A 12,336-nucleotide genomic window follows, 5' to 3' on the forward strand; every position below is an offset into this window, starting at 1 on the left:
GTTCCTCCCGCCTTTCCGTGCTGGACGTGTCGGTGCTGGATATGTCGCTTGTGCAAACTGCGGATGGCAGCGTAGTTGTGGCCGGCGGCGGCTTAGGGCCAGGAGCCCTCTTCCTCGTGGCAGATCAGCATCTCGCGCACCTCGCAGCCGGTGGGCTGGTTGAGTGCGAACAGGATGGCCTGCGCGGTGTTGGCGGGGTCGTTGAGCCGGGAGTCGTCCTGCGGCTTGTACTGCTCGGTGCGGTCGTCGAAGAACCGGGTCTTCATGCCGCCGGGGATCATGGTGGTGACGCCGATTTCGCCGCCGGTTTCCGCTGCCAGTGCGTGGCTGAACCCCACCACGCCGAACTTCGAGGCGCAGTACGCGGTGGCATCAGCCACGGCGCGCTTGCCCAGGGTGGATGCCACGGTCACTACGCGGCCGTGGGTTTCCTTGAGGTAGGGCAGGGCGGCGCGGACCACGGAAACGGTGCCCATCAGGTTGACGCCGATGACCTTTTCCCACTCGTTGGCTTCGACGTCGGCGAGCTTGCCGCAGCGGTCGATTCCGGCGGCGGTGACCACGGCGTCCAGGCCGCCCAGGGTTTCGGCGGCTTCCAGGACAGCCTTCTCCACGGCAGCGCGGTCGGCGACGTCCACTTCGAACGCCTTCACCCCGGAGACGCTGCTGATGTCGCGGTCCAGGACCACCGGGGTGCCACCTGAGCGGAGGACGGCGTCGACGACGGCGGCCCCCAGTCCGGAGGCACCTCCGGTGACCAGGACGCGGCCGGGGTTGGTGGGTGCGGTTGCAGTTGGTTCTGCTGTCATGGTGTTCCTTTCAATGGGGAAAACAAGTCGATGGGCAGGGCGGTTCAGCTGACCTTGGCGAGTGCGTCCGCCAGGCCGGTGGTGGAGCGGGCCGGGTGGAAGGGGACGGTGAGGCAGCGGCCGCCCCAGCTTTCCACCAGGTCCGTCTCGGGCAGGCGGGCGCCCTTGTAGTCGCCGCCCTTGACCCAGATGTCCGGACGCAGTCGGTCCAGGACGGCTTCCGGTGTGTCCTCGTCGAAGACCATCACGGCGTCTACGCATTCCATCGCCAGGAGCAGCTCGGCGCGGTCATGCTGGCCGATGATGGGACGCTCCGGCCCCTTGAGCCGGCGCACCGAGTCGTCGGAGTTGAGGCACACGATCAGGCAGTCCCCCAGCTCCCGGGCTGCGGTGAGTGACCGGACGTGGCCGGCGTGGATCAGGTCGAAGCAGCCGCCGGTGGCAACCACTTTTCCGCCGTTTTCACGGACCGAACGGGCCAGGAGCAGTGGTTCGGTGGTACGCCGGCCGGGCGCCTGAGCCGGCCCGCGATGTCCGGGGGCGGCATCTTCCCCACCGGCATCGGGCAGGGCCGACACTCCTCCGGCGGCCAGGAAATCGGCGGCGTCATGGACCGCCAGGGCCGCCGCATCCGGCAGGTCGCGGCCGGCCAGGAGGTGCACCGCCAGGCTGGCTGCCAGCCGGTCGCCTGCCCCGCAGGGATCGCCGGCCTCCACCCTCGGCGCGGGAACGGAACGGGCGGCGGTACCGCCCCGCTGCAGCAGCACGGCCCCTTCCTCGCCTTTGGTCACCAGCACCGCCTGGCTGCGCCAGCGTTCCAGCAGGACCCCTGCCACGGCTGCGGCTGGGTCTGCGGAATCCGCCTGGGCGGAGCCCTTCCCCGGACCGGACTCTACCGCTTTGGTGGCCTCGGCAATGTTCGGGGTCACCACGGTTACGCCTGGCACAGGTTCGGGCCCTGAGGGATGCGGGTCCCAGATGACCGGCACCCTGTCCGCGAGCCGGGCCAGCACGTCGCGCAGCTGCGGGTTGGCTGCCAGTCCCCTGCCGTAGTCCGCCACGATCACCACGCCGGCTTTTTCCACGGCGCGGAGCATGGCGGGGCTGACCTCCGGGACCGGCGTCTTTTCACAGCCCTGGTCGAAGCGGACCACCGGATGGGAACCCGCCCGGACCCGGGTCTTGACGGGCGAGGGATAGCTGCTGCTGCCCGCGACGAGCCGCACGCCGGCCAGCTGCGCACGCAACTGGCTGCCGGCGTCGTCGTTGCCAAGGACCGTCACCAGCGTGACGGGCCAGCCGTCCTGGGCCAGCATGCGCGCCACCAGGCCTGCGCCGCCGGCGCGGCGGCGGACAGCCGAAACGTCCACCACGGGAACAGGGGCGTCCGGGCTGAGCCGGGTGGCCTCACCGGAAAGGTCGACGTCCAGCATCACGTCCCCCACGACGACGATCCTCATGGCCGGCCACCTCTGGGGAACCCTGGGACCACTGACGGGGTGTGCCGGGCAACCTCAAGGTCGAAGGCCCGGCACACGGCATGCAGGGCGATCAGGTGCCCTTCCTGGGCGTTGGCGTTCAGGGCGTCGATCATGACGGCCTGGTCGCAGACGTCCGCCAGCGGGTTCGGGCCGGAGCCGGTGAGCGCCCAGGTGGTCACGTTGAGCCGGGAGGCCGCTTCCGCGGCGCGCAGCAGGTTGGGGCTCTTGCCGCTGGTGGACAGCAGCATCAGCACGTCACCGGAGCGGCCATGCGCGCGGACCTGCCGGGAAAAGACTTCGTCGTACCCGTAGTCGTTGGCGATGGCGGTGACCGCCGATGACTCCGCGTGCAGGGAAATGGCGGAGAACGGGACCCGCTCGCTGTCGAACCGGCCCACCAGTTCGGCGGTGAGGTGTTGCGCCTCCGCGGCTGAGCCGCCGTTGCCCGCGGCCAGGAGCCGCTGGCCGCGCAGCAGGCGCTGTGCCAGCTCCACGCCCCAGGCAGCCAGCCGGCCCGACTGGCTGCGGAGCGAATCAAGCGCCGGAATGACGTTGTCCAGGTGGGTGCGGACGGCCTCGGCGCTGGCGGCATCCACGAACGTGGCGCCCGGGAGCACAGCGGGCAGGGCCGGTGCTGCGGTCAGGGTACGGAGGTCTGCTTCACGCAGGGACGATTCAGTAGTCACAGGGCGGCTCCTTCCATCGGTACGATCCCGGCCGAAACGCTGGCCGGGGCACCGGCCATGGCCAGCTGGTATGCCTTTTCGGTTTCCGCTGCCACCCGGTCCCAGGAGTAACGGGTGCGCGCGCGCCGCTCCCCGGCCTGGCCGAGCTTCGTCCTGAGGGCGGGGTTTTCCAGCAGCAGTGACAGTGCCGAGGCAATGGCTTCAGGGTCCCGCGGCGGGACGTGCAGGCCGGTGGTGTGGTCAACCACCGTGTCCCGGAGGCCGCCAACCGCTGCTGCCACCACCGGAATGCCGCATGCCATGGCTTCCAGCGGCACGATGCCAAACGGTTCATACCAGGGTGCGCACACCACGGCATCGGCACTGCGGAAGATGCCGGGCATCTCCGCGCGGGACACCTGCCCCTGCAGGGTCACGTGTTCAGACACGCCCAGCCCGGCGGCGAGGTCCAGCAGGCGCCGGATTTCGGGGTCGGCGTGCATCACGTTCGTGTCGCCGCCCCCGCCCACGATCAGGAGTTCGACGTCGTCGAATCCCGCCGCCTTGAGGTACGGGAGCGCACGGATCACCAGGTCCACACCCTTGCGTGGCACCAGCCGCCCCACAGACAGGATCCGGTAGCGGCGCTTCCTGGGTGCCACCGGCCCCTCTGCAGAGAAGAAGCCCAGGTCCACGCCGCAGGGTGCAATGGAGATCTTGCCGGTGGCGATACCCATGGCCTTGAGCTCGAAAACTTCGTCTGAGCAGGTGGCGATGATCCGGTCGGCAGCTCGTCCCACGCCGGGTTCCAGCCAGCGGCGTGCCTCCGGGCTGGTGTCCTCCGCGCCCTGGTGCCTCCGCTTGACGGTGCCCAGCGCATGGAACGTTTGCAGCATGGGCACGCGGTATCCGGCATCGGGCCGCCTGGCCGCCTCCAGGGCTGCCAGGCCGGACATCCAGAAGTGGCCGTGCACCACATCCGGCGGCCGATGCCCCCAGTCCCTGGCCACGCCGTCCGCGAGGTCGCCCATGTAGGGCAGCAGCTGGTCCTTGGGCACGTGGCGGGCGGGCCCGGCGTCCACGTGGACCACTTCGAACCGGCGCCCCACCCGGACTCGTGCGGGAAGCTCCGTTGCGTCCCTGCGGGTGTAGACGGTGACGTGGTGGCCGCGCTTGGCAAGGGCCTCGGACAGCGCGGCAACGTGTACGTTCTGCCCGCCTGCATCCACCCCGCCCAGTGCCGCCAGCGGACTGGCGTGTTCAGAAATCATGGCGATCTTCATGGTGTCTTCCTCTCCCGCGCCGGAACGAGGATCCGCTCGTCCGGCCGCTCGTTAACGGGGTGCCGCGGACGGTTCCGCAGGTCCGCCAGGAGCTCATCCCAGCGGTCCTGGAACTTGCCCAGGCCGTAACGCTCCAGCGCCGCCTCCCGGGCGGCAACTCCCCGCCGTCGGGCTTCATCCGGATTGGCCACCAGCCGCGCCGCGCAACGGAGCAGCTCGTCGACGTCGGCCGAGACCACGCCGGCCTCCTGCGGCACGGCACGTGGGGCCTCCGTGGTGGCAAGCACCACCACCGGCATGCCCAGGTGCATGGCTTCCAGGAGGGACAGCCCCAGCGAGGTCCAGCGCATGGGATGGACGTAGACCCGGCAGCGGGCAAGTTCCCGGTTCAGGTCCCGGGTCTTCAGGTCGCCCCGGGACGTCACGCGTGAAGCCTCGATTCCGGTGGCTGCCGCCAGGCCCTCTGTCTTCATGCCGAACACCTGCAGCGGCGCCACCGACGCGAAGGCCGGCAGCAGGTCGGTTCCGGTGACCCGGCCGCGGCGGACCGGTTCGTTGACCACTACCCCCAGTTCCGGCAGTTCACCGGTATAGAGCTGGCCAGGGTCCGGGATTCCGTGCTCGATCACCGTGGTGGGAGCGGAGCCGTTGTCCCAGGCCAGGCGGTTGAAGTGGGTGACGTGGACCACCGGGATGCTGGTTTGGTCCGCAAGCGGGTGGCTGGTGTTCGGGAAGTTGCCTTTGGGCGTGTTGTGCTCCACGAACACGGCCGGAAGGTCGACGCCGGGCATCCGGCCCAGGGTTCGGACCACCTCATCGATCTCTTCCGGGCGTTGGAGGACGACGGCGTCCACGGCGTCAGGGTGGAGCGTCGCCAGGTCCACCTCCCGCACTGATTCCGGCCAGTCCCTGCCGGCGCGGCCCAGGCCCCACGCGCCGCCTCCGGGCAGGACGGGAAGCAGGTACTCGTGGCGGCCGCGGACAAAGGCGTCCGTCCAGGAACCGTGGACATGCCAGAGCAGGATTCTCATCTGTTGCGGGCCTTTCTACGGGTGCTGACATGGGTGCTGAAGGAGCTCACTCCGCTGATCAGGCGTTCCACCGCTGCCACCACTTCCTCCGGCGATACGGAGTCGAGGCAGGGGTGGCCCGGGACGGGGCAAAGCCGGGCGCGGGACATACGGCAGGGTGCGTTCTGGTCCCCGAGGAGTTCCAGGGGCACGCCATAGGGCGCCCACCGGATGGCCGGGACCACAGGGGAAAACAGGCACGCCACGGGTGTGCCCACCGAAGCTGCCAGGTGGGCCGGTCCGGTGTTCCCGCTGACCACCGCATCGGCTCCGGCCATGACGGCGGCCATGGTGGGCAGGTCGGTGCGCCCGCCGAGGTCCACCGCAGAGGGGCCGGCCACCGTGGCGGTCAGCGACTCCTCGCCGGGTCCGCCGGTCACCACCACCCGGTACCCGGCACCCTGGAGGAGTTCGACGGCGGCGGCATGGTGCAGCGGGGGCCACGCCCTGGCGGGAACAGCGGCTCCGGGGTGGACCACAACGTACGGTTCGTCACCCACCAGGCCCGTCACGTCCGGACCGGACTTCACGCGCAGCTTCCCGTCATCGCCCGCGGGGAGCCGGAAACCTGCGGCCTCGGCAATGCCCAGTGCCCGCTCCGCCTCGGGCTGGTCTTCGGGGAAGTCCTCCCCCGGCTTGAGGCGGACATCCAGCAGGGAGCCGGCGTAGTCAGTGGAGGCGCCGGTGATGCGTTCCACTCCTGCCAGCCGCAGCAACAGGGCCAGCGGCAGCGGCGACTGGTGGAAGGACGTGAGGATGACTGCTTCGGTGATCCGGGAATTGCGGACATACTCGATCAGCCGGTCGGCGTGCGGCCCGGTCATCCCGGGCGCCGGGTTCATGATCCAGGGACTGTCCCAGCTGTACACCTCAGCGGCGCCAGGGAGCATCGCGGCCGCAGCTTCACCCTGCCTGCCGCACAGCATCACCACGTGGTTGGTGCTGCCGCCGTACTGGGCACGGCCGTTGGCTACCGCCCGCACGGCCGGACCTGCCAGCAGGACATCGCCCATGCTGTCCAGCCGGGCCACCAGGACGCGCCCCATCAGGGCGTCCCCTGCAGCAGGCCGACGGCGGACGCCAGGTCGGAAGCAACCAGCCGCGCCGCAGCCACCTCCTTGGCACGGGTCACGGGGGTGGGAACCAGGACTCCGGTGGCGCCGGCCGCTTCGGCAGCACCGACGTCGGCGCCAATGTCCCCAATCAGGGCGGCCTCCGAGGCATGGATGCCAAGTTTGCGGCAGGCGCTGTGGACCATCCCCGGAGCGGGTTTCCGGCATGTACAGCCGTCCTGTTCCGCGTGGGGGCAGACTTCCCACACGTCAAAAGGTCCCAGCAGTTCTTCCACCCGGGCGTTGACTCTTGCCACGTCCCCGGCCGAGATCAGGCCGCGGGCAATGCCCGACTGGTTACTGATCACGCCGGTGGCGATACCCTCCGCCCGCAGGCTGTCCAGCACGGCCTTGGCGCCGGGCATTGGCCGTACTTTGCCGGGGTCCCCGTTGTAGGGCACATCGATCACCAAGGTTCCGTCCCGGTCGAACAGGACAGCGCGGAGCTTGGATCTTTCAGAGCTTCCCATGACCAAACAGTTCCCTCCTGCTGATGCTCCTAAACAGGGCCACGGCCTCTTTCAGCCGCAGGAGCGTGTTTCCTTTCGGCGGCTGAACAGGCAAGATAGGATGCCTGTTGCTGCAGGCACTCCCTCCGGGGCGCTTCGCAGCCCCTCCCGGCAGCCGGCGATGATGTGCTTCCGCGGCCGCCACCCGCCGTCGTCCGTTGACTGCGCGGGTCCGGTCGAAGGCCGGGCTTTACCTGGTCTCCGCACCGCCGAAGCGGCGGCCGGCACCTGCGCCGGTGTGCCCGTTCCGGGCACGGCGGAAAGGCGCGGGGTGGTTGGCTGTCCGGCCTGCCGGCACAACCCGGGATGAGGTCCCGTTGCCGGCGGCATCCTCCGGCGCGCCGAACTGGGCGCCGTCCTCCAGGCGCCGCTGCAGTTCCACCAGCACCTTGGCCAAACGGCGGGACACCTGCATCTGGGACATCCCCAACCGCTTCCCCAGCTGCACCTGCGTCTCCTCACAGAAGTAGCGCCGGTACAAAAGCTCCCGGTCCGAGTCATCCAGGTCCTGCATGGCGTCCCGCAGGCAGGCGAGTTCCTCAAGCCGTTCCAGGGGCGTCTCGGGGCTTGCCAGGACGTCGCCGATGGACGGGGCATCCGAGTTGGGGTTCGCGGCGTCAAGGGAGTCCGGGTGCATGCTGCTGGATGCCGAGATGGCCTCCTGCACCTCAGCCGGGTCGCTTCCCAATTCGCTGGCCAGTTCGGCGACGCTGGGATTCCGGCCCAGGGATTGGGTCAGTTCCGGCTCTGCACGGAACAGCCGCGTCCTCAGGTCCTGGATGTGGCGTGGCGGGCGCACAACCCAGGTCCGGTCGCGGAGATACCTCTTGAGTTCGCCCGTAATGGTGGGCGCGGCGTAGGCCGGAAAGCTCTCGCCCTTGGCCTGGTCAAAGCCGCGGGCCGCTTTGACCAGGCCAAGGTAGGCCACCTGGTTCAGGTCTGCCCGCTCCCGGCCGCGGGCCTCAAAACGGGCGGCCAAAGCCTCGGCGAGGTCCAGGTACCGGAGGACCAGTTCGTTTTCAAACGTTTCCCGCAGCCGTCCTGAGGTTGCGGGAGGAGTGGGTTGTTGTGCCGGTTCGGGCTGTTGGCAGCGGACAGGGGCAGCGTCCACGGCAAATGCGGCAAAGGATTCGGGCATGAGTGTTGGTTTCCCTCGGTCTGGTTCCGAAAGCCTGCGGCAAGACTTAGAAGCAGCAAATCATAAGGTTGCTTATAAAACAATGCTTCTCCGCTGTAGGCTCGTCCTGAAGGGCCCGCAACCAGTCCAAGCGTGCAAAGGAGTCGTTGGCATGCGCATTGCCATCACCGGGGCCAGCGGAAACGCGGGAACAGCACTGCTGCGCAACCTGCAGGGCCACGTCGCCCGAAAGCCCGGGAGCCTGCAGTTGGTTGGCATCAGCCGGAGGGTGCCTGACACGTCCCGGGACCCCTACGGCGGCGTGCAGTGGCACAGCCTGGACGTGGGCCTGGAACAGGACAGGCCGCTGCTAGAGAAGGCGCTCGAAGGGGTTGATTCCGTCGTCCACCTGGCGTGGCAGATCCAGCCGAACCGCGATTTGCCCCTCCTGCACCGCACCAATGTCACAGGCACCAGGAATGTCCTCGACGCTGCCGGAAAGATGGGCGTCAAACAGGTTGTCTGCGCCTCGTCCGTCGGCGCCTACAGCAAGGCGGACAAAGACCGGCGCAGGGACGAGTCCTGGCCCGCCACCGGGATGGCCGGATCGCATTACAGCCGCCACAAAGCCGAGCAGGAAAAGCTCCTTGACCAGTTCGCCGCCGCTGAACCGGAGATTTCGGTCGCCAGGCTGCGGCCGGCCCTCATCTTCCAGGGAAACGCAGGGAGTGAAATTGGCAGGTACTTCCTGGGAAGGGTTCTTTCGCAGCTCGCACCCCGCAAACCCTGGGTTCCATTGCTGCCGGTCCCGGACAACCTGGTCTTCCAGGCCGTGCACGCGGACGACGTGGCAGAGGCCTACTGGCGGGTGGTGGACCAGCGGGCCAGCGGAGCCTTCAACATCGCCGCCGAGCCGGTTTTGACCCCGCAGGAACTGGGCCGCATCCTGGGCGCCAAGAGGATCCTCCCCATCCCCATGCGGCTGCTTCACGCCGTGGTGGACTTGACGTGGCGGGCACGTATCCAGCCCACGGATTCCGGATGGGTGGAGATGGCGGCGGGCGCGCCCATCATGGACACCAGCCGCGCACAACGGATCCTGGGGTGGGAACCACGGGTGTCATCAATAGACGCCGTCAAGGAAGTCCTCGCGGGCATGGGAACGGGGGAAGGCGTTGGCCCTTCCCCCGCTCTCAAGCCGCGGCGGCCCTAGCGCTTAAGACCCCGGGCTCAACCACTGCGGCCGCCGCCTGCGGCCGCTTGCGGGCCTTAGATACGCGGGTTTTCCCTGCCGCGTGCATCACGTCCCGTGGGGGTGTTTGGATTTTCCGAACTAGTTGGATTTTCCGAAGTGCCCGTATTTCCCGGGGTGCCAGTCTCATCGCGATGACGCCTCCGCTCGGATTCGGCGCCAGTCATGCCCGCCGGCATATCCGACCCGTTTCCGCCGTCAATCGTGCCGCGGCTGCCGCGGCCGTCATGTGGCAGGTCGGCATGGCGGCCCTCCACGTATCCCGCGTCCCCGCCCGTAGCCCGGCCGGCACCAGCGTCGGAAGGTCCACGCCCGTCATGGCCGGCATTCCCGTATTCCGCCTGGCGGCCGTCTGGGCCCGCCGCCTGGTCCCGCCGGCCATCCCGGCCGACGTCGGGATCGAGCTCGTCCGCCTTCCGGGTGTGGCTGGCTACGTCGCCACGCAGGGCCTGCGCCTCATGGGCCCGCTGCTCGGCTTCCTGCCGAAGGCGCGCCGCGTCGACCTGTGCCTGTTCGGCGTCGGCGCGTGCCCGGGTGGCCTTGGCTTCCCTCTCGCGGGCGTCGATTTCCATGTTCTCGGCTTCACGCCGGATCTCTGCCGCCTTTTCCCGGTGCTCCTGGTCCCGCTTCTGCTGGAGGGCCTTCCGGCGCTTTCCGCCGGCCAAAAGGAGCACCACGATCAGTGCAATGACAACGATGGCAACTATCACCCAAACCCATGGAGCTGTATCCATGTTTCCCACCACTTTCCACTTCGTTGTGACCGGGCAGGCCCTCGCCATTCCGGCTGACATTTTTGGAACGGTTATAACTCGCTTAGCAAGGGTACTTACTTTTTATTAGTAACCATGCTTATCATTTTACGGCCAGTATTGCTGGTTCTTGATCAACAACCGGCCTTCTTGGAAAGAGAGAGCGAAGATGACAGAGAACCAATGGCCCGAGGACCCCGCTTACACGACTCCTCCGGGCAGTACAGGAATCCCCGGTGAACGGCAGGCCACCACCTTCCCGTCAACCGCCAGCCCATACGCGGGCGAAGCCGGAACCGGCTACCCCACCACCGGTGACACCTCTGCGTCCTCGCGCAAAGACGCTGCCAAGGAAGAAGCAGCCGATGTGGCCCGGACCGCTGCCGGATCCGCCCAGAATGTAGCGGAGACCGCCAAGGGCGAGGCCGCGAATGTTGCCCACGAGGCCAAGCTCAATGCCCAGGACCTGCTCCACCAGGCCAAGTCGGGCCTGACCACCCAGGCCGGCACGCAGCAGCAGAAGGCCGCCGAGGGCATCCGCAACATTTCCAGCCAGCTGCACAGCATGGCCAGCGCCCCGGACCAGCAGGGCATGGCCAGCGACCTTGTCCGGCAGGCAGCCGAGCGGACGTCTTCCATCGCGTCCTGGCTGGAGAACCGGGAACCCGGTGACCTCCTGAACGAGGTCCAGCGGTTCGCCCGCAACAATCCCGGCACGTTCCTGCTCCTCGCCGCCGGCGCCGGTGTCCTTGCCGGACGCCTCACCCGCGGCCTCACCGCAGGCGCGCCAGACACTTCATCCACTTCTGCCGGCACCAGGACATCCGGCCTGTCCGGCCAGTACTCCGGCACCCCCTACGGTGGCCAGTACAACCAGACAAGCCCCGTTGCCGGCGGGACCGTTCCTCCGCCTCCGGTCCAGCTCCCCGGCCCGGCCACCACTACGGCCGGTTACGACGGCGGTGCACCGGGCAGCAGCTATCCGGAGGCAGCGGGGCCGGCCAGCGGCCTGGACAGCCCGCAGCTGGTGGAAGAACCGTGGTCCGGAAACCAGCTCTCGGACGATCCGCTGCGTGACCGCGCACTCGCCGACGATCCCATGGCAAACGACCCCCTCACGCAGGACCGCAGCCGGGGCGGCCAGACGGGTGGCCTGTAATGAGTAGCCAGATTCCGGAAATGCCGCCGAGTGCGGCGCATGTGAAAGCGGACAACGCGTCCCTGGGCGAGCTGCTGGGCGACGTAACCCGGGACCTGTCCACCCTGATGCGCCAGGAAGTGGAACTGGCCAAGGCCGAACTCAAACAATCCACCTCCCGCGCAGGGAAAGGCGCCGGCATGCTCGCCGGCGCCGGCGTCGGCGGACACTTCGTCCTGCTCTTCCTCTCCCTGGCCCTGATGTGGGCCCTGGGCGCCATCATGCCCCTGGGCTGGTCCGCACTGATCGTCGCCGTCATCTGGGCCATCATCGCCGCCGTCCTGGCCTCCACCGGCCGCAAGGAACTCAAGCAGATCAAAGGCCTGCCCCAAACCGGGGAAACCCTCTCAGAAATTCCCCCAACCCTAAAACCAGGTGAGGTAAACCGATGAGCGAAAACCCTGACGTCATCCGCGCAGACATAGAAGCCACCCGGGCACGCCTGGGCACCAACGTGGACGCCGTGGCAGACAAGGTCACCCCGTCCAACATCGTCCACCGCCAAACCGACAAGGTCAAAGACGCCGTCACCGGCGTCAAGGAGAAAATCATGGGCGCCGCAGACAACGCCACCACCAGGGTCCACGACACCACCGCCACCGGCGCCGGGCACACCACCAACGCCATGCACACCGCCGGCGACAGCCTCCACCAGGCAGGCGACACCGTCTCGACCAAACTCAGCGACGCCGGCCACGCCGTCTCCGCCGCCCCGGACCAGGTCAAAGCCAAAACCGCCGGCAACCCACTCGCCGCCGGCCTGATCGCCTTCGGCGCCGGACTCCTGGTCTCCTCGCTGATCCCGGCAAGCCAGAAGGAACGCGAAGCCGCGGACCAGCTCAAAACCGCAGCCCAGCCCCTGGCAACCCAGGTCACCGACGCCGCCAAAACCATGGCCCAGGACCTCAAGGAACCAGCCCAGGAAGCCATGGAAAACGTCAAGGCCACCGCCACCGACGCCGCCCAAAACGTCAAACTCGAAGGCCAACAAGCCGCCACCGACGTCAAAGACCGCGCCACCGACGCCAAAGACCACGTCCAAAACACCTGATCAGTCCAGCACCGCACCGTAAGGCAATAGTTTCGTT

Annotated in this window: 13 protein-coding genes; 4 read left to right on the top strand and 9 right to left on the bottom strand. The window is 68.2% G+C overall.

The window, feature by feature from the left end; genetic code table 11:
• Positions 1-92: 92 nt before the first annotated feature.
• From ACV095_RS18310 to ACV095_RS18345, 8 genes are all read right to left on the bottom strand, one after another.
• Complete coding sequence (locus ACV095_RS18310; protein ID WP_018772198.1) at positions 93-809, bottom strand: SDR family oxidoreductase; 717 nt, start codon at positions 807-809, stop codon at positions 93-95.
• A gap of 44 nt (positions 810-853) precedes the next feature.
• Entirely contained in the window at positions 854-2,269 is a 1,416-nt protein-coding gene (rfaE2, locus tag ACV095_RS18315; protein ID WP_478222438.1) for a D-glycero-beta-D-manno-heptose 1-phosphate adenylyltransferase, read from the bottom strand.
• On the bottom strand, positions 2,266-2,976 hold the full coding sequence (locus ACV095_RS18320; RefSeq protein WP_478222439.1) for a D-sedoheptulose-7-phosphate isomerase: 711 nt from the start codon (positions 2,974-2,976) through the stop codon (positions 2,266-2,268). The genes rfaE2 and ACV095_RS18320 overlap by 4 nt, the downstream gene beginning before the upstream one ends.
• Positions 2,973-4,238 (bottom strand): glycosyltransferase, encoded by a 1,266-nt coding sequence (locus ACV095_RS18325; protein WP_478222440.1) that lies wholly within the window; start codon positions 4,236-4,238, stop codon positions 2,973-2,975. Before ACV095_RS18325 ends, ACV095_RS18320 begins: the two co-directional genes overlap by 4 nt.
• On the bottom strand, positions 4,235-5,269 hold the full coding sequence (locus tag ACV095_RS18330) for a glycosyltransferase (RefSeq protein ID WP_478222441.1): 1,035 nt from the start codon (positions 5,267-5,269) through the stop codon (positions 4,235-4,237). The genes ACV095_RS18325 and ACV095_RS18330 overlap by 4 nt, the downstream gene beginning before the upstream one ends.
• Complete coding sequence (locus ACV095_RS18335; RefSeq protein WP_018772193.1) at positions 5,266-6,354, bottom strand: glycosyltransferase family 9 protein; 1,089 nt, start codon at positions 6,352-6,354, stop codon at positions 5,266-5,268. The genes ACV095_RS18330 and ACV095_RS18335 overlap by 4 nt, the downstream gene beginning before the upstream one ends.
• Positions 6,354-6,890 carry a D-glycero-alpha-D-manno-heptose-1,7-bisphosphate 7-phosphatase gene (locus tag ACV095_RS18340; protein ID WP_478222442.1) on the bottom strand — a complete coding sequence of 179 codons (537 nt, stop codon included), beginning with the start codon at positions 6,888-6,890 and terminating at the stop codon, positions 6,354-6,356. The genes ACV095_RS18335 and ACV095_RS18340 overlap by 1 nt, the downstream gene beginning before the upstream one ends.
• A 229-nt stretch (positions 6,891-7,119) precedes the next feature.
• Entirely contained in the window at positions 7,120-8,067 is a 948-nt protein-coding gene (locus ACV095_RS18345; RefSeq protein WP_224084240.1) for a sigma-70 family RNA polymerase sigma factor, read from the bottom strand.
• 151 nt (positions 8,068-8,218) lie between these two features.
• Between ACV095_RS18345 and ACV095_RS18350 the strand changes: the two genes are divergently transcribed.
• Positions 8,219-9,259, top strand: coding sequence for an NAD-dependent epimerase/dehydratase family protein (locus ACV095_RS18350; protein WP_478222443.1), 1,041 nt, complete (start codon positions 8,219-8,221; stop codon positions 9,257-9,259).
• A gap of 56 nt (positions 9,260-9,315) precedes the next feature.
• Here ACV095_RS18350 and ACV095_RS18355 read toward each other — a convergent pair whose 3' ends face one another.
• Positions 9,316-10,032 (bottom strand): hypothetical protein, encoded by a 717-nt coding sequence (locus ACV095_RS18355; RefSeq protein ID WP_478222444.1) that lies wholly within the window; start codon positions 10,030-10,032, stop codon positions 9,316-9,318.
• 187 nt (positions 10,033-10,219) lie between these two features.
• On the opposite strand from ACV095_RS18355, the gene ACV095_RS18360 reads away from it, so the two are divergent.
• The 3 genes from ACV095_RS18360 to ACV095_RS18370 are packed head-to-tail and all read left to right on the top strand — an operon-like array spanning position 10,220 to position 12,299.
• Complete coding sequence (locus tag ACV095_RS18360) at positions 10,220-11,209, top strand: hypothetical protein (protein ID WP_224084238.1); 990 nt, start codon at positions 10,220-10,222, stop codon at positions 11,207-11,209.
• Positions 11,209-11,640, top strand: a complete 432-nt coding sequence (locus ACV095_RS18365) for a phage holin family protein (protein ID WP_478222445.1) — start codon at positions 11,209-11,211, stop codon at positions 11,638-11,640. Before ACV095_RS18360 ends, ACV095_RS18365 begins: the two co-directional genes overlap by 1 nt.
• Positions 11,637-12,299 carry a DUF3618 domain-containing protein gene (locus tag ACV095_RS18370; RefSeq protein WP_134164841.1) on the top strand — a complete coding sequence of 221 codons (663 nt, stop codon included), beginning with the start codon at positions 11,637-11,639 and terminating at the stop codon, positions 12,297-12,299. The genes ACV095_RS18365 and ACV095_RS18370 overlap by 4 nt, the downstream gene beginning before the upstream one ends.
• The last annotated feature ends 37 nt before the right edge of the window (positions 12,300-12,336 follow it).

It is taken from the genome of Arthrobacter sp. JDC6, from assembly GCF_056484025.1.